This window comes from Candidatus Amarolinea dominans, assembly GCA_016719785.1.
Classification (GTDB): Bacteria; Chloroflexota; Anaerolineae; order SSC4; family Amarolineaceae; genus Amarolinea; species Amarolinea dominans.
On the sequence record JADJYJ010000030.1, the window covers coordinates 150,070 to 170,558 of the forward strand.

Annotated in this window: 19 protein-coding genes; 8 read left to right on the forward strand and 11 right to left on the reverse strand. The window is 62.4% G+C overall.

Annotated elements, in window-relative coordinates:
• Nucleotides 1-82 precede the first annotated feature (82 nt).
• The 3 genes from IPM84_23165 to bfr all read right to left on the reverse strand — a co-directional run bounded on the left by IPM84_23165 (nt 83) and on the right by bfr (nt 5,139).
• On the reverse strand, nt 83-1,411 hold the full coding sequence (locus IPM84_23165) for a hypothetical protein (GenBank protein ID MBK9095601.1): 1,329 nt from the start codon (nt 1,409-1,411) through the stop codon (nt 83-85).
• Nucleotides 1,412-1,937: 526 nt separating this feature from the next.
• Nucleotides 1,938-4,427: an alpha/beta fold hydrolase gene (locus IPM84_23170; GenBank protein MBK9095602.1), complete on the reverse strand. Its 2,490-nt coding sequence runs from the start codon at nt 4,425-4,427 to the stop codon at nt 1,938-1,940.
• Between the two features lie 241 nt (nt 4,428-4,668).
• Nucleotides 4,669-5,139: a bacterioferritin gene (bfr, locus tag IPM84_23175; protein MBK9095603.1), complete on the reverse strand. Its 471-nt coding sequence runs from the start codon at nt 5,137-5,139 to the stop codon at nt 4,669-4,671.
• 373 nt (nt 5,140-5,512) lie between these two features.
• On the opposite strand from bfr, the gene IPM84_23180 reads away from it, so the two are divergent.
• Both IPM84_23180 and IPM84_23185 read left to right on the forward strand, forming a co-directional pair.
• A complete protein-coding gene (locus tag IPM84_23180; GenBank protein MBK9095604.1) occupies nt 5,513-6,514 on the forward strand; it encodes a zinc-dependent alcohol dehydrogenase family protein in 1,002 nt (333 codons plus the stop codon).
• A complete protein-coding gene (locus IPM84_23185; protein MBK9095605.1) occupies nt 6,505-8,793 on the forward strand; it encodes a glucan 1,4-alpha-glucosidase in 2,289 nt (762 codons plus the stop codon). The genes IPM84_23180 and IPM84_23185 overlap by 10 nt, the downstream gene beginning before the upstream one ends.
• Before the next feature lie 190 nt (nt 8,794-8,983).
• Here the strand turns inward: IPM84_23185 and IPM84_23190 are convergent, their stop codons facing one another.
• The 6 genes from IPM84_23190 to IPM84_23215 form a co-directional block, all read right to left on the reverse strand.
• Nucleotides 8,984-9,355, reverse strand: a complete 372-nt coding sequence (locus IPM84_23190) for a diacylglycerol kinase family protein (GenBank protein MBK9095606.1) — start codon at nt 9,353-9,355, stop codon at nt 8,984-8,986.
• Nucleotides 9,352-9,813 carry an rRNA maturation RNase YbeY gene (gene ybeY / locus IPM84_23195; protein MBK9095607.1) on the reverse strand — a complete coding sequence of 154 codons (462 nt, stop codon included), beginning with the start codon at nt 9,811-9,813 and terminating at the stop codon, nt 9,352-9,354. Before ybeY ends, IPM84_23190 begins: the two co-directional genes overlap by 4 nt.
• A gap of 24 nt (nt 9,814-9,837) precedes the next feature.
• Nucleotides 9,838-10,026, reverse strand: a complete 189-nt coding sequence (locus IPM84_23200; GenBank protein MBK9095608.1) for a hypothetical protein — start codon at nt 10,024-10,026, stop codon at nt 9,838-9,840.
• A 54-nt stretch (nt 10,027-10,080) separates the two neighbouring features.
• The gene (locus IPM84_23205; GenBank protein ID MBK9095609.1) at nt 10,081-11,424 is read right to left on the reverse strand and encodes a hypothetical protein; all 1,344 of its coding nucleotides are present in this window, start codon (nt 11,422-11,424) and stop codon (nt 10,081-10,083) included.
• A complete protein-coding gene (locus IPM84_23210; GenBank protein ID MBK9095610.1) occupies nt 11,421-13,220 on the reverse strand; it encodes a carbamoyltransferase in 1,800 nt (599 codons plus the stop codon). The genes IPM84_23205 and IPM84_23210 overlap by 4 nt, the downstream gene beginning before the upstream one ends.
• Nucleotides 13,221-13,308: 88 nt before the next feature.
• A complete protein-coding gene (locus tag IPM84_23215) occupies nt 13,309-13,554 on the reverse strand; it encodes a hypothetical protein (protein MBK9095611.1) in 246 nt (81 codons plus the stop codon).
• A gap of 257 nt (nt 13,555-13,811) precedes the next feature.
• On the opposite strand from IPM84_23215, the gene IPM84_23220 reads away from it, so the two are divergent.
• From IPM84_23220 to IPM84_23245, 6 genes are all read left to right on the forward strand, one after another.
• Nucleotides 13,812-14,129 carry a hypothetical protein gene (locus IPM84_23220; GenBank protein ID MBK9095612.1) on the forward strand — a complete coding sequence of 106 codons (318 nt, stop codon included), beginning with the start codon at nt 13,812-13,814 and terminating at the stop codon, nt 14,127-14,129.
• 74 nt (nt 14,130-14,203) lie between these two features.
• On the forward strand, nt 14,204-14,704 hold the full coding sequence (locus tag IPM84_23225) for a hypothetical protein (GenBank protein MBK9095613.1): 501 nt from the start codon (nt 14,204-14,206) through the stop codon (nt 14,702-14,704).
• Nucleotides 14,705-15,699: 995 nt separating this feature from the next.
• Nucleotides 15,700-16,968 (forward strand): pentapeptide repeat-containing protein, encoded by a 1,269-nt coding sequence (locus tag IPM84_23230; protein MBK9095614.1) that lies wholly within the window; start codon nt 15,700-15,702, stop codon nt 16,966-16,968.
• A 147-nt stretch (nt 16,969-17,115) separates the two neighbouring features.
• Nucleotides 17,116-17,616 carry a pentapeptide repeat-containing protein gene (locus tag IPM84_23235; protein ID MBK9095615.1) on the forward strand — a complete coding sequence of 167 codons (501 nt, stop codon included), beginning with the start codon at nt 17,116-17,118 and terminating at the stop codon, nt 17,614-17,616.
• Nucleotides 17,598-18,212: a pentapeptide repeat-containing protein gene (locus tag IPM84_23240; GenBank protein MBK9095616.1), complete on the forward strand. Its 615-nt coding sequence runs from the start codon at nt 17,598-17,600 to the stop codon at nt 18,210-18,212. Before IPM84_23235 ends, IPM84_23240 begins: the two co-directional genes overlap by 19 nt.
• 467 nt (nt 18,213-18,679) lie before the next feature.
• On the forward strand, nt 18,680-19,156 hold the full coding sequence (locus IPM84_23245) for a hypothetical protein (protein MBK9095617.1): 477 nt from the start codon (nt 18,680-18,682) through the stop codon (nt 19,154-19,156).
• Here the strand turns inward: IPM84_23245 and IPM84_23250 are convergent.
• Together IPM84_23250 and IPM84_23255 are read right to left on the reverse strand one after the other, a co-directional pair.
• Nucleotides 19,153-20,079 carry a hypothetical protein gene (locus IPM84_23250; GenBank protein ID MBK9095618.1) on the reverse strand — a complete coding sequence of 309 codons (927 nt, stop codon included), beginning with the start codon at nt 20,077-20,079 and terminating at the stop codon, nt 19,153-19,155. The genes IPM84_23245 and IPM84_23250 overlap by 4 nt on opposite strands.
• On the reverse strand, nt 19,980-20,456 hold the full coding sequence (locus tag IPM84_23255; GenBank protein MBK9095619.1) for a hypothetical protein: 477 nt from the start codon (nt 20,454-20,456) through the stop codon (nt 19,980-19,982). Before IPM84_23255 ends, IPM84_23250 begins: the two co-directional genes overlap by 100 nt.
• Nucleotides 20,457-20,489 lie beyond the last annotated feature (33 nt).

Below are 20,489 nucleotides of genomic sequence, written 5' to 3' on the forward strand. Positions count from 1 at the left end.
TCCACGAGGGTGAACCATGCTGGACGTTGACCTCAGTCCGTCAGAGGGCCAGGCATTTGTTGCCGCGAGGTCAAGCGCCTGCTTAATGCGTGCGCTTGCGGGCAACCCAAGCCAGGCCGGCAACTGCGGCGATCGCAGTCGGAATGGCCCAGGGCAGAGCGGCCAGCGGCGCAGCCGGGTTGGCGGTGACGCCGGTCAGGTTGATGGCCGTCGGCTGGTCAGGTTCGCAGGCTGTGACCGCCACGCTGTCCACTTCCCACCACCAGGCCCAGCTGGCGTTGCCGAGGTGCCAGCGGACCTTGACATCGTTTTGTCCGTCGCCGGGGATGACGGTGTCGTAGAGACGCGGGCCGCGTGCACTGGCTGTCCAAGTCTTCACGTTGGTCCAGGTGGCGCCCCCATCGGTGCTGGCGTCCACGGCGGCATAGTCACCCAGGGCATAGTAGTCGAGATTGAAGGCGACATGAGGGGCCGTCAAGCCGGTCAGGTCAACGTTCGGCGTCCACATCTCGGTGTCCATGAAGCTGCCGCTGCCGCAGTAGTCGCTGTCGGCCACGGCAAAAGCGCCCGTACCGCCACTCAAATTACCGCGCCCTCCGCCGTCAACGTTCGTCCAGACAGGCGACGCGCTGGCATTGGTGCAACTGCCGCCGTTGTTGGCCACAGCCCAACCGGCCGGCGGGAACGCGCCCTCGAAGCCTTCGGTCATGACCGTAACCTCATGGTAGCCCGCATCGCAGCGCAGGGGCGGCGGCGGGGGCTCGCCAATCAGGATGTAGTCATAGCGAATGTTACCGGTCGAGGCTCCCGTTGACACGCCAGCAAACTCCAACGTGACGTTCGTGCTGGCATAGGCGGCCAGCGAGTAGGTTGCCTCGGCCCAGTTCGGGTACGTATTGTTGGCCTGCGTCAAGTCGAGCGTCCAAACCGTCGTGCCGTTTACCTTCAGATAGGCGTAGTCGTCCGGTGTCGGATCATCTGGATCGGGGCGATAGGCCATATAGTGGAAATGCAGCATGTTGTCTGCAGCCGGAACGGCGATGCTGGCCTGGAAGACGGAGCTTGTGGTCGGTATGCCGCCGCAGTAGCCGCCAGCCCAGAAGTCCATCGAGCCATCGAACGCAGCCGCGCCCCAAACACCGCTCCAATCGCCAATCCACTCACAGGTAGAATTGGTGGTTTCGGTCCAGGCGGACCCTGGCGGTGGGCCGTTTTCAAAGCTGCCGTCATTGACCAGCGCGCTGGGATTGACAGGCGAGCGCTCGACGACCGCCAGATGCGCCGGCAGGAGCGCGGTGCTGAAAGAGAGACCATTGGCGGTCGGCGGCTCGGCCTTACTGGCCGATACAGCCAGCACCAGGCCCAGAGAAAGAATAGCTACCAGGAGAACATACAGGATTACCTTACGCATTGTACACAATCCTTCCTACTTAAGTTGTGGTCGAACGACATAGGGACAAGCAACCAGTGGACCCTGGTCAACAGACTCCAACCATGACGAGGTTTCTGTTGAACGAGGATGGTCGGAAAGAAAGAAATGACACGCTCTTATCTGGCTCTATGCCTCCTTTCCAGGGGAGAAGTCACGGGCCCGCTTGTGCCGCGGCCAACGCCATAAGAACAGAGAATCCGCTAACTGCACTACGCCAGTCCTGCACATGACGGTCAGGCTCACACAGAATCCAGGGCCGGCGCTTCATCGAGGAGAGTGACGAACAACTGACCCCATTGTAGCGCGCATGTCAGAGACTGTCAAGCAGCACCACCTTTCCCCCTTTCGTCCCTTCGTGCTCCATGCTTCGTGCCTTCGCGCTTCGTGCCTTCGCGCTTCGTGCCTTCGCGCTTCGTGCCTTCGCGCTTCGTGCCTTCGCGTCCCTTCGCGCCTTCGTGCTCCAAACCCTTCGTGCTCCAAACCCTTCGTGCTCCAAACCCCCGCCCTACTCCGCCTGATCCACCAACAGACGTCGCAGGACTTTGCCCACGAAACTCTTAGGCAGGTCCTGGCGAAATTCGATCAACGCGGGCACCATGGCTTCCTCCATGCGCGCGCGGCAATAGGCGATGACTTCCTCCACCGACGCGGTTTCGCCCTCACGCAGAACGATGAATGCCTTGGGCGTGCGTCCGATCGGCACCACGACGACCTCCTTGATCTTGGGATGCTCGTAGAGCACTTCTTCGATCTCACGCGGGAAGATAGGGTTGCGCATGGCCTCGTCGGCGTACCAAATCTCCTGGCGACGGTTGACGATCTCGAAGTAACCGTCGTCATCCATGCGCGCCAGGTCGCCGGTGCGCAACCAGGTCATGCCCGCGCCGTCGGTCGTCAGCGTTTCCAGGGTGGCTTGCGGTAGGTTCCAATAGCCGGCCATCACCTGCGGCCCGCGTACCAGCAGTTCGCCCACCTCACCGGGCGGCAAATCCTCGCCGGTTTGCAGGTCGGTGATGCGCGCTTCGGTGTTGGGCAAGGGCACGCCAATCGTACCCACACGGCGCTGACCCTTGAACGGGTTGGCGTGCGTCACCGGCGCGGCCTCGGTCAGCCCATAGCCTTCGATCAGGCGCCCTTTGGTCAGCTTTTCAAACTCCTCGGCCACTTCCACCGGCAGAGGTGCGGCGCCGCTGATGCAAAATTTCACCGAGGAGATATTGTAGCGGCGTACATTGGGTGCGTTGTTGATCGCCACGTACATCGCCGGCACGCCAGGAAATGCCGAGGGACGATAACGCTTGATCGCCTTCAGCACCTGGTTGACCTCGAACGTGGGTAGCAAAATCAGAGTGGCGCCCAACGCGATCGGCACATGCATCGCGGTGGTCATGCCATAGATGTGCGAGAAGGGCAGCACGCACAGGAACGATTCCTTACCATCGCGCATATCGCTGAGCCAGTGACGCGTCTGCAGCGTGTTAGCCACCAGGTTGGCGTGCGTGAGCATGACGCCCTTCGGCTTGGAGGTCGTGCCGCCGGTGTACTGAATGACGGCCAGGTCGTGCGGTTCCACGGTAATCTCAGTGCGCTGGGGTGACGTCTCGCGCATCAAATTTCCCCAAAGCAGGAACGTTTCCGGCGCCTCGTTGCTGACCGGACGAAAGCGCACAGCATAGAGGGCCTTGCGCCACGGGCTGAAGTAGTCATCCGTGCGCGTCTCGATCACGCGCTCGATTTGGCCCTCGGCGGCCAGGTAAGCAGCCACGCTGCGCAGGCGGTCCAGGCTGATCAGGACGCGGGCGCCGCTGTCGCGGGCCTGGCGCAGCAATTCCTCCTGATCGAACAGTGGATTGCAGGCCACCACCACCGCGCCGGCCTTCAGCGCGCCATAGAAGGCGATGACAGCCTGCGGCACATTGGGCAGCAGGATCATCACGCGGTCGCCGCGCTGCACGCCCAGTTTGCGCAGGGCGGTGGCGCAGCGGTTGGCGTGACGCTCCAGGCGCCGGTAGGTTAGATTGGCGCCGCCCAGCGGGAAGCGCACAGCCGTCTTCAAAGGAAAGCGCCGCGCGGCCCGTTCCAGGAAGCGGAACAGGGGGCGCTCCGGCAGGGAAACGGTGTAAGGAACCCCTTCATCGTAGAAGCGCAGCCAGGGCCGGGTGGGATAACGACCCCGCGTGCTGGACATCGGCCGGGCGCTGATGCGCGCAGCCGGCCGGCCGACCTGGCTGGCCGTCGGTTCGACCAGGAAGCGCTCGATGGCGCGATTGACAGCCTCGGCGCGTTCGATCATCACCATGTGCGCGGACACCGGTACTTTGATCTGTTGCGCGCCGGGGATCAGCGCAGGGACATCTTCGAACGCGGCTGTGGGGAACAGGCGGTCACGGTAGCCGGTGACAACCAGCGTGAGCGTTTGGATCTTGGGAAAGACCGTCGCTCCGTTCCAGGCGGTGAGCGCGTTGTGGTAGAGGGTCTTGGCCACATGCGGCGGCGCCGACAGTGTGCGCCTCGCCACACGCCAGAGGGGCGCCAGCCAGGCGGCGGGCAACTTGAACGGCAGCTGCGCCCAGCGGTTGAGCCGAAATTCGGAAGCGGTGCCGATCAACACCAAGCGCTCCAGGCGTTCGGGATGGTTAGCCGCATACTGGGCCGCAATCGCGCCGCCGAAGGAATGGCTCAAGAGGATGAAACGCTCCGGCAGGCGCAGGCGCGCAACCAGGGTTTCGAGATCGTGCTGAATCTCCTCCATGGTGTACTGCGAGTTGGGCTTGTCCGACTGACCGTGGCCGCGCAGGTCATAGGCGATGACGCGCGCCTCGCGGCTGAAGTGGCTCAGTTGGCGCGCCCATTGGCTGGCCTGACCACCAAAGCCGTGAATGAAAAGCATGGTGCGCTTGGGCTGCTCCGGCGCAATCTCGATGACACTCAGCGCCACCGGCGGCTTGTCCTGCACGCGCACATCGCTGCGATACAGTTCGACATCAACCTGCATGAAGGCCTCCTACGCACAAAGATGGACGGGAAAGCGCCATTATAGCGACAAGTAGACGGTAGCGGAAATCAGCGCGGAGAGCGGAGGCCATGTGGTCAAAAGTGCGTGCAACCGGGATTGCACGCACTGTTTTTCGTTTTGGGGTCTAACGCCTGGGGGCTGACGCTTGGGAGCTGACGCTTGGGGGCTGACGCTTGCAACAAAGGTTGATCCGCGCCCTGTTCGTCAACCCGCACGCACGTTAATCTGCGGCTTGATTGGCCAGATAACCTTGCAGACCCATCTGCTCGATCTGGGCGCGCTGCACTTCTGCCCATTCCACGTGCGCCTCTTCCATCGCGAGAATCTTGGTCAGGAGATCCGCGGTAGCCTGATCTTTGACCTCGCGCGCCAGGGCGATGGCGTTGTTGTAGGCGGTCACAGCAGCCACCTCAGCCTCTTCGTCGCCCGAGATGATATCAACGATCGCGCTGCCGATATGGATCGCGTTGAGATTGGAAACCGTCGGTGTGCCCTGCAAGAAGAGAATGCGGCGGATCAGCCACTCAGCGTGGTGCATTTCATCAACGGCTTGTCCCTCGATGGCCTTGTGCAGCTTCCCGTATCCCCAATTATCGCACATCTCGGAATGCACCATGTATTGGTTGATGGCGGTCAGCTCGTCCGCGAGGAGTTGGTTGAGTACGACTAGTAGTTTTGCGTTGCCCTTCATGTTGTCCTTTCTGTCAGAGTCGCCGTGATGTTCCAGGTGCGGGACGAGGTCTATGGCATAAGCACGGGTGTCGTTGTCACGGCCCTGCGCTCGCCCCCTGGGTGCGGCCTCACAGTAGATCGAGCCACAGTGACGGCTTGACTCTGCAACAATGGTATGTTACCACATGGAGTCGTCAGCGGTCAAGCGTGGCCGGGCGACTGCAAGTCGCTGCAACGACTGCGAAGCCACCTGCGTGGGCTGTGCCCCAGGACTGAAATGCACCCCGGGCGCGGTCAGAATGAGTTGACCGGGCGCCGCGGCTATGGTATAGTGCCGTCTTGCCAGGCAGCATACACGGGGTTCCCAGCCTGGCAAAGGAGTTGAGTCCATCATGTTAGCCATGCAATTACTGGCGCCCTGGCCCGTGGATCATGACGATCCACTCGTGGTGTCCGAACTGCCGGAGCCTGAGCCAGGGCCGGGTCAGATTCTGCTGACGGTGCGGGCCTGCGGCGTCTGTCATACCGACCTGCATACGGTGGAAGGCGATTTATCGCTGCCCCGCCTGCCGCTGGTGCCCGGTCACCAGGTGGTGGGGGTGATCAAAGCCCTGGGCGCGGGCGTCACACGTTTCCAGGTCGGCGACCGTGTCGGGGTAGCGTGGGTTCATGCCACCTGCGGCGTCTGCCGGTTCTGTCGCAACGGCCAGGAAAACCTGTGCGCAGAGGCGCGGTTCACCGGACTGCACAACCACGGCGGCTATGCGGGTGCCATGCTGGCCCAGGCCGACTTCGCCTTTGCGCTGCCCGCTGGCTTTGCGGATGAGCAGGCCGCGCCGCTGTTGTGCGCGGGCGTCATCGGCTATCGCGCCCTGCGTCTGAGCCAGGTGCAGCCGGGGCAACGCCTGGGGCTGTTTGGATTTGGCGCCAGCGCGCACATCACCATTCAGGTCGCGCGCCACCTGGGATGCGAAGTTTTCGTTTTCACGCGCAGCGCGGCGCACCAGGCGCACGCGGCCGCGCTTGGCGCAGTGTGGACCGGCGCACCACAGGAAACGCCGCCGCAGCCGCTGGACGCGGCCATCAACTTTACGCCCTCCGGCGCCATCACCCTCGACACCTTGCGTGTGCTGGAGCGCGGCGGCACCGCGGTCCTGGCTGGCATCCACAGCAGCCCCATTCCCGAATTCGATTACCGCCTGCTCTACGGCGAACGCCAACTGCGCAGCGTGACCAACGCGACGCGCCAGGACGCCGAAGAACTGTTGGCGCTGGCGACAGAAATTCCTTTGCAGACTGATATCGAGGTATTTACCTTGCTCGAAGCCAACCAGGTGCTGCGCCGCCTCAAGCGCAGCCAAATTACCGGCGCGGCGGTGCTGCAATGTGCATAGAAAAAACTACCAGGCACGGCTTACGGAGTCTGCCGTACTTTCGCAGTCCAAAACTGCTCCCGGTCCTGCTGCTGGCGTTCTGGCTGACGGCCTGCCAGGGACCAACACCGATTCCCACACCGGCCGCGGCCCTCACGCCCATGATAACCCTGGCGCCGGCAACACCTGTCCTGGTCATTCCCTCGCGCAACACACCGGCGCCAGCCCCCACGTCGGCCGTGCCCCGCCCCACCGGCCCCGCGCCTGAACCGGAATCCAGGGCGCGCGCGCCCGGTAACTGGAGCAGCGGCTCGCGCCAGGGCATTGGCACCGCCTTCACCTATGATGCGCCGATCAGCCAGACCAACCCGTCACGCGTCTGGTTCACCCTGGACGACGGCGCGGTGACCGACCTCTTCTGGCCGCGAATTGATCAGGCCAATTTTCACTCCCTGCGCTTCCTGGTCAGCGATGGCAAGACCTTCGTACACGATCTGTGGCATGATGCAGACATCAGGACGGAGCGCCCATCGCCCCGCTTGCCGTTCTGGCGCGTCACCCTGACCGACAAGGCGCAGCGTTACCAGCTTGTCGAAGAGGCGGTGGCCGCGCCCAACGCGGACGCCATTTTGATCAAGGCCACCTTCCAGGCCCTGCAGGGACAGCCGGGCGACTACCAGGTCTATCTGTACGCGCTGCCGCACCTGGCCAATTCGGGTCAGGACGACCAGATCAAGCTCAACCTGGGGGAAGGGGTGGCGGTCTTCAGCGACAGCCTGAACACGAGCCTGGCCTCAAGCCCCACGTTTGCGGTGCTCACCGGCGACGGCCCCTGGGTCACCGCGTCGGCGGGCTATGTGCGCAACAGCGATGGCCTGACCGATCTGGCCGACTACCGTCTGGACCAGGCCTTCGATCGGGCCGGGGACCAGGGACGGCCGGCCTTGACGATCTGGCTGCCGCCCGTCTCTCCCTGGCTGCTGGCGCTTGGCTTTGGCGGCAGTGAGAGCAAAGCGCGTGACGAGGCCGCCCGGGCGATTGCCCAGGGCTGGGACGCCAACGCGCAGGCTTACCTGGACGGCTGGCAGCGCTACCTGGACAGCCTGACCCAACCGGACGATCAAGCGCCCGATCTGTTCTACCTGAGCGCGGCCGTCATCAAGGCGCACGAGGACAAGACCACCCGCGGCGCGATCATCGCCTCCAGCGCGGTGCCGTGGGGCGACCGCACGCCGGACAGCGCGGACAAGGGCGGTTACCGGCGCGTGTGGGCGCGCGATCTGTATCACGCCGCGTCCGGCCTGCTGGCGGCCGGCGACGAAGTCACGCCGCGTCAGGTGCTGGCCTTCCTGGATGAGGCGCAGCAGCTCGCCGACGGCTCCTTTCCCCAGAACAGTTACGTGGATGGCCGCATGTACTGGACATCCACCCAGTTGGATGAAGTGGCCGCGCCCATCCTGCTGGCCTGGCGCCTGGGCGCAGTCGAACGCTATGCCAGCCTGGTCAAGCCGGCGGCTGCTTACATTGCGGCGCGCGGCCCCACCACGCCCCAGGAGCGTTGGGAGGAGATCGGCGGCTATTCGCCGGCCACGTTAGCGGCACAGATTGCGGGGCTGGTGGCCGCGGCCGATCTGGCGCAGAAGAGCGGGGATGACGCGTCGGCCGCGGCCTGGCTGGCGCTGGCCGACACCTGGCAGCGTCAGGTGAAGGATTGGACCTTCACCAGCAGCGGGCCATTGGGCGATGGGCGTTATTTCCTGCGCCTGGCGCCGCGGGGCGACCCGAACACGGATGCCACCCTGCGCATCGGCGGGCAGGTTGTGGATCAACGCACGCTGGTGGACGCCAGCTTTCTGGAGTTGGTGCGATTAGGGGTGCTGGCGCCGCAGGATGCCGGCGTGATCGCCACGCTACCAGAGGTTGACGCGGCCCTGCAGGTGGTGACGCCCAAAGGCCCCAGTTGGTACCGCTATCCCGGCGACGCGTACGGCGAGCAGGATCGCACCAGTTTGACGCTGGCACAGGGTCGTCCCTGGCCCCTGCTGACGGGTGAGCGCGGCGTGTACGCGATGGCGGCCGGCGATGAAACGACGGCTGCGGCTTTGCTGCAAGCCCTGGAAGGTTTTGCCAACGAGGGCGGCATGTTCAGCGAACAGGTGTGGGAAGATACAGGCGAAGGCACCGGTTCGGCCACGCCCCTGGTGTGGACCCATGCCGAATACCTGGTGTTGTGGCGCTCATGGCACGAGCGTGCGGTGTTCGACTTGCCAGACCTGGTGGCGCAGCGCTATGCTCGCTAACCACCCGATGACCTACGGCTCGATCTGCTATTTCAGTACCGAAGGGCTATTACTTTCAACAAACAGCAGCATCACAATGCTCCTGCAAATGCCACAGTAAGGGCGCTGTGCAGCATGAGGCGCTTCGATCCGCATAGGATCGAGCGCCTTTTTTTGTTGCCCTGAATTCATTCCAATTCATTCGGCGGCGCTATGGCGCCAGGCGCTGCCAGAGCGGCGGGCCAAGAATGATGAAACCGATGATGATGGCGCCGATCGCGCCGATCAGCACCGCGCCGGCGGCGATGTCTTTGGCTGTTCCGATCAGGGGATGCCACTCGGTGGTAATGGCATCGCCCAGGATCTCGATGGCGCTGTTGCCTGCTTCCGCAGCCAGCACCAGGCTAAACGTCAGCACCAGCAGCGCCCAGTGCGCGGCCGGTAGTCGCAACCAGGCGCCCAGGGCAACGACCAAAACAATAATCACGAGGTAGATGCGGGCGTTGCGCTGCGTGCGCAGCATGTAGCGGATGCCGGCAAACGCCACGCGAAACACGTCCAGGAAACGCTGCCTGGACCTCATGCCAGGTTGAGAATGGCGGCCTGTTTGGCCCACATCACTTCCTCCTCGCCCGGGGTGCCGTGGTCATAGCCGAGCAGGTGCAAGGCGCCATGCACGGCGAGCAAGGCAAGTTCCTCCACCACCGACCGCCCAAAGGTGGGGGCCTGTGCGGCCGCAACCGGGTAGGCAATGATCACATCGCCCAGATAGTTCACCATTTCCGGCGCGCTGACGAAGGTGGTTGCATCGGGCTGCATCTCTTGCGCAGAGAATGACAGCACGTCCGTTGGCTCATCCAGCCCGCGGTAGTCGCGGTTCAACTGGCACACGGTCTCGTCATCGGTCACCAGCACCGTCAGTTCGGCGCTGGGCCAACCTTCCAGAAGCAGCGTGCGCTGCACAACGCTGCGCAGCATCTCCTCAGCCACCAGCGGCTCGAACGGCTCGTCAATCGAAATCGTGATCAGTTGTTCGTCCATGTTGATTCTCCGATACGGGCGCGGTCAGAAGAGTGTGTAGATGAGGGGGCCGATGGCAGTGGCCTGGGCCAGGGCCATCAGCAGACCGCACAGCAACAGCACCGTCACCATGGGAATGATGAACCACAGCCGGCGCTTCGCCAGGTATCCGAGCATCTCACCCACCAGGCCAACCCGCGTCGCTGCGTCACGACTCGTGCGCTTGATATCCATCTGACAACTCCTGTGTGACGACGCCCAGTGGAGGGCGATCACGGTGATCGCCCGCTACGGTGTCGGGGTGGCGTCGGTTTCGGCCGCGCCAGCCACAGGCACCAAGCGGTTTTGTACCAAAAACCCATAGATTGCTGCGCCGGCCAGGCGCTCCGCAGCCGGTGTCCAATGCCCATCGTGGCGCAGGTGCAGCAGCGTACGCGAGGCGGCTACGTGCTCGCGAAAAACAGGCAACAAATCAATGTACGGTATGTTGCTACCGTCCAGAATGCCGTACAGCACTCGGTTTGGCTGCTCCAAATCCCAATCTTTGTCCTGCATGGCAGGGTAGTGCAACAGAAGGCCATCCCACAACTCAGGGTAGACCTGCTCCTGTGCGGTGAGAATAGCCACGGCCAGGCGTGCGCCCGAGGCTGTGACATCCTTATCGAGGGCACGCAGCAGGGTATTGGTCAGGGTGAAGGCGTCTTGCCACTGCTCGGTGGGAGGCCGACGGTAGACGCCGTAGGAGGCGGGAATATACCCGGCCGGGAGTGCAGCGTCAATCTCCTCCTGGCCCGGTTCCATCAGCCCCCAACGCACCAACCAGCGGGCCACCGGCGGCACTGCATCACGCAGCATCGGCGTGGCATAACGGTAGAGCGCAGAGAAACGATTCAGCCAGGGCCGCCAGGTCTGCAAGGGCGCAGCGCTTGGCGACTCGCCGGTGATCACCGCGGTTGACGGCACGGTCACCGGCGTTACCGGTTTGGGCACGTCCGCGGGGTCGAAGGGGTAGTAGCGCAGCGTCAGTTGTTCGCCGTCCAAATGAAAGAACGGCTTGCGAACACCGCCAAAGTTCTCGACCTCCAGGGCTTCGGAGTTGTTCAGGAAATCGTTGCCGGGGAAGAAGCCCAGAATCACCAGGTCAGGCTCATACTTGGCCCCTTCGTTGCGATACCAGAGCAGCGCCTGATCGCTGCCCCACGCGCTGACGCCGGCGTTGATGACGCGAAAGACGATAGGTGAGTCAACCGAGTTCAGACGCTGCTCAAGCACTTTGCTGAAGGTCTGCTCCAACGGCACCCGCATGCCTTCCACGTAGGAGTCGCCCAACACCAGGATGCGAAACTCATCCGCCGCCTTGCCATAGTCGGTCTCCACATCGCGCAGGCCCTTGCTGTTGATGGTGATTTCGACGTTGTACTCATTGTACGGGTTGAACCACCGCCCCGTCGCGCCGGCCAGATGCTGCCAGCCATACTGCTCATCCGGCGCCTTCCAAAACCAGCCAGGGCTGGCGGCCGGCGGCGCCAGGTTGAGGACGCGCACGGTTATTTCCAGCAGCAGGACGGCTGCCAGGATGCCGGCCAGAACCAGGCCCAGCCCGCGCAACGCAGCTCGCAGCACGCGCATCACGATGATCGCTTCCCCATCTGGTCTTTGCGGACCAGATAATTGCCAAGCACCAGGGTGTCAATCTCACTCTTGCTGAAAGTGGCGAAGGCATTGGCCGGCGTGGTGACGATCGGTTCGCCGCGCAGGTTGAACGACGTGTTCAGCAGAACCGGGGTGCCGGTGGCTTGACCAAAAGCCTCCACCAGGTCGTAATAGCGGGGATTCCAGACGCGGCGCACCGTCTGGAGTCGCCCACTGCCGCCCACATGGGTGACGGCGGGGATCTCGTGCTGACGGTTCTCGAAGATCGGTTCGACCAGCAGCATGAAGCGCGCCGGATAATGCGCGGCCGGTGAGTCCATGTCGAAGTAACGCGCCGCGGCCTCTTCGGTCACCACAGGGGCGAAGGGGCGGAACGGTTCGCGGAATTTGATCTTCTCGTTGACGATTTCCTTCATCTCGGCGCGGCGCGGATCGGCCAGGATGCTGCGATTGCCCAACGCGCGCGGGCCCCACTCGAAACGCCCCTGAAACCAGCCGATGACGCGGCCGGCCAGCAGATCATCCACCAGGGTCGCGCGCAGCTTGTCATCGGGCAGCACCTGGAAGGGGACATCCTGGCTGCGCAGGAAGGTTTCGATCTCGGCCTCGCCATACTCCGCGCCCCAGTAGCAGTGCTCCAGGGTGAACTCGCGCGGCTTGTTCAAGAGGACGTGCCAGGCGTAGAGCGCGGCGCCCAACGCGCCCCCGGAATCGCCCGCGGCCGGCTGCACATAGATGGACTCGAACGGCGTCTCACGCAAGATGCGCCCGTTGGCCACGCTGTTGAGAGCCACGCCGCCGGCGTAGCACAGGTTCTTCAGGCCGGTCGTGCGGTAGAGACTGTGCGCCATCTTGAGCAGCGTCTCTTCTGTCACCTGCTGAATGCTGGCCGCCACATCGGCGTAGTATTGATTCTGCGCCTTCAGCTCACGGCTGTGGTCGCCACCAGGATGGGTCAGGTCGGTGACAAACAACGCATGGGGGTCGCGCGGCTCGCCGAACAGGTCCACGAAGCGCTGACCAAACGTGCTGACGGTCGAATGATGAAAGGTGAAGTAGCTCATATCCAGGTGGAAGGAGCCGTCAGGCGCCACCTGGATGAGCTTCTCGACGCGATCGTTGTATTTGGGCTGGCCGTAGGGCGCCATGCCCATCACTTTGTACTCCCCTTCGTTGACCTGGAAGCCGAGCCAGGCGGTGAACGCGGAGTAGAGCAGGCCCAGGGAGTGCGGAAAGCGAACCTCCTGGTCGAGCCAGATGTGATTTTCGCCGACGCCGTCCCACTGCGCCGTGGCGCGACCCAGGGTGGCCGTGGTCCATTCGCCGACGCCGTCCACGGTCAGGATCGCGGCTTCTTTGAACGGTGAGCAGAAGAAGGCGCTGGCCGCGTGCGAGAGATGATGATCCACAAAGAGGATCTTGTCGGTCGGCAGGTCGAGTTTGTTGACGAGGATGCCTTTGACCCACAGCTTTTCGTTGAACCAGGCAATCATGGCCTCACGAAAGACGACGTAGGAGCGGGGCACGGTCTGCAGGACGCTGAGGAGGATGCGCTCGAGTTTGGGCAGCGGCTTTTCATAGAAAACAACGTAATCGAGATCAGCGGCCGTGATGCCGGCCGTGCGCAAGCAGAACTCGATCGCCTGCATGGGAAAGCCAAAGTCGTGTTTGATGCGCGAAAAGCGCTCTTCCTCGGCCGCGGCCACCAGGTGACCGTTGTGCAGCAGCGCGGCCGCGGCATCATGATAGAAACAAGAAACACCAAGTATGTACATGCGTTGTTTGGTCTGTTCAGATTTGATTTGATTTGATTCGGTACGGAGCGCCACGGGCGCCGGTCAGCGTGGCTGGCGCCGTGTGCCGTCACGACTGGAGGCGGGCGCCGTCCAGGGTTTCATTCAACGGCTCACGTATTTTCCAGAAGGTTGTGGTATCCACCGGGCCAGCGTGGTCAGGGGCTTTGAGATCAAGCGGGTCCGAAAACAGGCGCAACAGTGCGCCGGTGGGCAGGACAAGCACCAGGTACAGGAGGCTCAAAAAAACGCGCGCCTGGAAATTGCCGATAGCGCGCATGACGGACTTGAAGTTTTCCCAGAATGTCTTCAGCACGCGACGATGTGACTCCTTCGATGCCGGCTGCGGTGGATCAGCCGGTATGGTAGACGTGAACGATTTTTCGAACCGCCAAGACGCAAAGATCGCAAAGACGCGGTCAACGCGCCATCACCTTGTCGTTACTGGCCGTTCCTACGGTTCGTCGGCATTGTAGCATAGGATGAACAAAGGACAAAAAGCTAAGGCTGACCGATGCGGCCGGAAAGCTGCCACGAATTTCACGAATTTCACGAATTGATCGCAGAAAACTCGTGTCGTTCGTAGCATTCGTGGCAAGTCAGTCCTGTTCAGGCGCCAACCGCCGTGGAACGACTGAAGTCGTTACGACGAACCTTGCGCATCTCCACGTCCGGCTCGCCAAAGACCACGATGAGATTGACGCGCGCCGATCAATTTTGTTCATCGCGCGCCAGGTGCGTGAGTTCGCCTCCCCTGAACTGCTGGTCGTATGCTTCGGCGCCGATGTCCTGATGGAGGCGGCGATCACCGAGCTTACCGTCCACCGCCACCGCATCGCCGCCCGCCTGACCGCCCTACAGGCCGCCGCGACCGATTTGACAGATCTGTAGACGCCTTCAATAATACAGGCAGATGAGTGCATACCAGCGGGCGCCCCGAAGCCTGCGACAGGAGAACAGAACCCATGACTGCCACCCTGGACACCGCACTACGCGGCCCCGCCGCACGCCTGCCGACCCAGCGCAGAACGTCGCTGAATATCACCGCGGCCCTCGACGCCAAACTCGTCCAGATGGCCGGTCGCACCCGCCTGACCAAGACCGCCATCCTGGAAGCCGCGCTCGATTCCTACCACGCCGTCGTCATGAAGTCGCCCGACATGACGCTCGGCTACATCCAGGCCACGCACCCCGGTGACCTGGCTCCTGAAAACACTGATTGCTCCCGGTGTGAACAACCATGCCACCCCGGTGGCCTTTGGTTCACCGTGGGTCTCACCCACAACCAACTATCCTCGGCGGCCCGCTCTGCGCCCGCTGCGCAGCCAAAGAGTAATCCCATGGCAACCGAAATCACACCCTATACAGACCAAAGCCAGCCCAACCCGCGTCGTCGCAACCGGGTGCATCGCGGCGAGGTCGAAGCGATTTGGAACTACCGGCCTCTAAAGCAAGCGATCTTCTGAATGAACTCGCACGACGGGACGTTGACGGAGTTGCCGTCTTTCCCGGCATGCATGGGTTTGCGGCCGCCGCGCTGGACTTAGCCTGGGCAACCCAAGTTCCATGACCGCTCCGGCTGCAGAGACCGGCATTGCGCTCTACGCAACGGCCCATCTAATCTGCCGCTGCAGCGGACGGGCTTCGCCCGCCGCTGAACGGCCACACGTTAGCGGGACAATCTTCCGATAGCAGGAGGCGCGAATGATAAGAGATCCCGAGCATCCTATCCTCCCGCGGTACATGGGAATACGATGTTGTTGGCCTCAACCTGCAACTGACAACGAAGACGAGCCCTTTCTTGATCTGACGCCGCAACGAGGCCGCGAGCGACGAGTGCTCCGGTTCTGGTCGCCGCAACAGCTTACCCTGGAGGAAGCTGCGCTGACGACGCACGGAATGGTCATCGAGGACGTTCGGCATCGCGGACTCGAGGGGCTCGACGTTCACGTCAACGACTTCAAAGCCACGAACGGCAGGCTTCGGTTCTGGGCGCGCGCCGTCGAAGAACGACGGGGTCAGCGTTGATTATGCGCGGAGCGCCAGCTAACAAGGGCTTACTGAAGCACCAGGTGTTTTACTCGCGCGGCAGAACCTGTCAGGAGAGTAATCCCCCTTTCACCTGGGCCGACCTGACGCAAACTCATGTATGGGTACGGGAAGTGGCAGCAGACGACCAGGATGGCTCGTATTGCTTGATGCAGGCTGAGAAGTGGTCTCCCACTGGGCAAGCGCGAGAGTACATTCTGTCGCTTAGCCTGCTCCATACGTCGATGTATCCGGGCGATGTGCTCCACGGTGAAGACGGTCGCTATTGGGAATGCTTGCCCTGGGATGGATGGCGGGAAGCCATGCCAGCCTAACTGTGCGCGTGATCGGCGGCGCGCCGTAACCTGTCCGAAAATATAGTGACAGACACAGAGGCCTGGACCAACAACCGCGAAAGGACCTGGGTGGAAAAATGTTTACAACGAAAGCAGCAATGGTGGCTCTCTGCCTAGGGGCAGCAGTTGCAGTCCTAGTCGGTTGTGGGGGAGCAGCACAGACGCCGGAACTGACATCGATACCGGAACTGATACCGATATCGACACTGAGATCGATACCGGAACTGACACCGATACCGGAACCGACATCAGGACCGATATCAACACCGACCGCTGCGGGACCGATGTCGACATCGACACTGCCAGCTGGATGTCCACCTAATTGCATGAGGGTCAACCTAATCAATGCCGTCCTTTACGGGGTCAACCTGAGCGATGCCGATCTGCGCGGGGGTAACCTGAGCGGGGCCAACCTGCCCAGCGCCGACATGCGCGGAGCCGACATGCGCGGGGTCAACCTGCGCGGAGCCAATCTGCTCGGGGCCAACCTGAGCGGGGCCAACCTACGCGAGGCTGACATGCTCGGGGTCAACCTGCGCGGGGCCAACCTACGCGGAGCCAAGTTGGATGAAAAGACTCAGATTGATGACAAATGGCGACTGGTCTGGGAGGTTGTCAACCAAGGAGCCGCAGGACGTGACCTACGCGGGGCCGACCTGAGCGATGCCGACCTGAGCCGGGTCAACCTGAGCGATACCGACCTGAGCGATACCGACCTGCGCGGGGCCGACCTGAGCGATACCGACCTGCGCGGGGCCGACCTGAGCGATGCCAACCTGAGCGGGGCCGACCTGAGCTTTGCTGACCTGAGCGGGGCCGACCTGATCGGGGCCAACCTGCGCGGGGCCAACCTGCTCGGGGCCGAGTTGGATGAGAAGACTCAGATTGATGACAAATGGCAACTGGTCTGGGAGATTGTCAACCAAGGCGCCGCAGGACGTGACCTGAGCGGAGCCGACCTGGGCGGGGCCTATCTGAGCAGGGTTAACCTGAGCGGGGCCGACCTGCGCAAGGCCAACCTAACGTGGGCCGACCTAGTCAATGCCAACCTGAACGGGGCCAACCTGGGCGGGGCCGACCTACTCAAAGCCGACCTGCTCGAAGCCGACCTGATTGAGGCCGACCTGCGCGGGGCCAACCTGAGAGAGACCGACCTGATCTTGGCCGACCTGAGCAGGGCTAACCTCCACGGGGCCAACCTGCGCGGGGCCGACCTGAGCTTTGCCAACCTGAGCGGGACCAACCCGAGCGGGGCCGACCTGCGCGGAGCCCAATACAACGGCAAGACCAAATGGCCTAACGGCTATAACCCACAAAAGGCGGGTTGCGTCTTCGTCGAGGATTAACCGTCAAACAACCAGCGCCACTACGACGAGCGCGGCCTGGCCGGCCTAACGGCGGGCGTGATCGGCGGCGCGCCGTAACCTGCCCGAAAATACGGTGACAGACACAGAGGCCTGGACCAACAACCGCGAAAGGACCTGGGTGGAAAAATGTTTACAACGAAAGCAGCAATGGTGGCTCTCTGCTTAGGGGCAGCAGTTGCAGTCCTAGTCGGTTGTGGGGGACCAGCACAGACGCCGACGTCGGAACCGATACCGGAACCGATATCGGCACCGCCAGCTGGATGTCCACCTAATTGCTTTATGGCCGACCTGCACAGGTCGGCCCTGCGAGAGACCGACCTGCGCGGGGCCAACCTCCGCGAGGCCAACCTGCGCGAGGCCGACCTGAGCGAGGCCGACCTGAGCGGGGCCGACTTGCGCGATGCCAATCTGCGCGATGCCAACCTGCGCGGGGCCGACTTGCGCGATGCCAACCTGCGCGGGGCTGCCCTGATCGGGACCAAGTTGGATGACAATACTCAAATTGATGACAAATGGCGACTAGTCTGGGGAGATTATCAGCCAGGTGCCGCAGGACGTGACCTGCGTAAGGCCGACCTGCGCGAGGGCCTACTTGTTCGGGAGCCGATCTGCACGGGGCCGACCTGAGCGAGGTCGTCCTGACCTGGGCCGACCTGAGCCAAGCCAACCTGCGCGGGGCCAACCTAAGCAGGGCCGACCTGACCTGGGCCTACTTGTTCGACGCCGACCTGAGCGAGGCCGTCCTGACCGGGGCCAATCTGAGATGGGCCGACGTGGTAGGGACCAGGTTGGATGACAAGACTCAAATTGATGACAAATGGCGACTAGTCTGGGAGATTATCAACCAAGGCGCCGCAGGACGTGACCTACGCAAGGCCGACCTGAGCGCGGCCGATCTGCACGAGGCCGACCTGCGCGATGCCGACTTGAGCGATGCCGTCCTAAGCGGGGCCTACCTGTACGAAGCCGATCTGCACGGGGTCAACCTGAGCGATGCCTACCTGAGCGATGCCGTCCTGAGCGGGGCCAACCTGAGCAGGGCTAACCTACGTCGGGCCAACCTGAGCGGGGCCAACCTGAGCAGGGCATACCTGTACGATGCCTACCTAAGCGGGGCCGACCTGCGCGGGGCAAACCTGAGCGGAGCCTGGTACAACCCCAAGACGAAATGGCCTGACGGCTTTGACCCACAAAGGGCGGGGTGCATCTTCGTCGAGGACTAACCACCAAACAGCCAGCGCCACAACGACGGCGGCTTGACGGGGAGCATGGTGGGCAGCACCTGCGGCAACGGCCGCGGTGGCAAGGCAGACGTGGCAGGCGGCTCGTTAAGATGACGTTCCTGAGCGATCCTTGCCGAAAGTAGCGGTTGCCAGTTCTGCAAGGCGCTGCTCTAAGGCGGTGATCTTCTCGGCCTGGCTTTGTACCTGATTCTGCAACGCGACGATGGTAGCGCGGTCATCAACTCATCGGGTGTTCAGCTCGTCAGATAATAGGCGGTAAAGCGTGTCGGTCACAGCCTAGCGGCCAGTCTTTGCGGACGGCTCAGTTCAACTCAGGTTATACGGCGGCTCGACCGTTACGGAATGTGCGATGCTGTCTTGTTTGCCGCCGCATAACCCATATTCCGTTTTTGGCGGCCACGTCGTGATCGCCGCGGCAGCAGCGGCGCCAACAAGGGGGTTCCCAAATGTCATCCAATGCAAACGATCCTTGGGTCGTTTTCTTCTACGAGGCCCAGATGTACGTCCTCACTCGCGTCGAGCACCGACGAATTGTCGGCACCAAAGAGCCCGACCAAATCATCATGAATGCTCTTGTTGAGAGCGCCCTGCTGCATATGCGTGTTCTCGTGGACATCATTCTCAGTCGCGGCTCGGAGAAGGACACTATACGCCTGGAGCACCTAATCCCTCAATGGTCTGAAAGCACTGATCTCGCTTCCACCGTTGAATCCCTCAAACGCGAGTATGGTAGCAGATCCAGGGAGGACAGTCCGTGCTGGGTGGTCAACAAGATGCTGGTCCATCCCACCCTTTGGAGAAGGAATTCGTACGACTACACGGCCATATTTGGTCGGCTTGACCCGATAATCAAGATTGCCCTCCACCAGATCGGCGCTCTATCATCGCGGGCCGACATCCAGGCGTATGCCCACGACCTCTAGCGCGTCTCTCCCTGTCGTCCCACGCGTCGCGGCAAGGGAGAGGGCCACCCAACAACTCGCTGAAGCTGACCCGGCAGGCCGGGCCGAATGTGCGACTTGCCCAGCTTACTGGCTTGACGTAGAGTAGGAGAGGATCTGCCCGTTTCCACTGGGCAGCTTAGCTCGCTCTCGGTGTGGCGGGCAATGGCGGCATCAATCTCCGCGCGTGTCATGCCTTCGTGGATGTCCGGGTTGTTGGCGATGGACTTGAGCGTGACATGTGGCACACGCTTGTAGACGAAGCCTTTCTTGATGTCGCCTGCGGTCCTGTTATCGGGCGGTATCTTGCCGGTGAGATCTGATTCCTTCTTGATGCCGTCGGGCGAGTCGGCCAGCAGGTAGTACGGGTATTTGGCGGCCATCAGCCGCGTGCGCGCCAGCGCCAGGGCCACGCGGCTGGTGTCGCAGGTGATCCAGCGCCGGCCCCACTGCTCGGCGACGTAAGCGGTGGTGCCGCTGCCGCACGTGGGGTCGTGTACTAGGTCGCCGGGGTCGGTGGTCATGAGAAGACAACGCTGAATGACGTCCGGTTGTGTCTGAACCACATAGATCGATTCGGCTGACTTTCCAGAAGTATCCTCAAATAGGTTTGTTACAGGAACAACCGGAAAGTCGGAGTGGAATCTGATGAACCATGGCGGGCCACCGCGAGCCTCCAAGCGGTCGGCCCAATCAAGGCGGCGCAAGCCCTCAAGGGTAGTTTTCCAGTGCGTTCCCAAAGTAGGAAGAAATGACCCGTTCCGCCATTCAAAACCCGGGTTAGTGCTCGAAGGGCCTGCGGAAGTTAGCTTCGATAGTGCGTAAATCTTTGCACTATCTGGAAGTAGATCAGGATTTGACTTCTCCGAGCCTTCAATGGGACGGCGCTCGCTGCCAAACTCGATTCCCCATGAACCGCCCGGTGTTTCCTTAAGCCAAAGCTTTGGGTCGCGCGCTTGGAGCCGAACTTGATGCCGTAGGGCGGGTCAAGGTAGATCATCTGCACCTTACCGCGCAGCCCTTCCTTCTCCGCCAGGCTGGCCATCACCAGCAGCGAATCGCCCAGAATCAGGCGGTTGGCCCAGTTCTGCTCGTGCTGGTAGAACTCGACCTTCTGATCGAACTCCTCCGGGCCGCCGTTGAAATCGGCAAACAGGTTCAACTGATAGCCAGCCGCGGCCTCGCGCAGCGCAGAGCCGGGCTTCGCCGCCTGCGCCAGCAGGTCGTTGATGATGGATTGCGGGTGAATCTTTTTCTGGATGTAGATCGGCACCGACGGCACGGCCAAATCCTGGGCGTCCTGCTCATCCTTGCC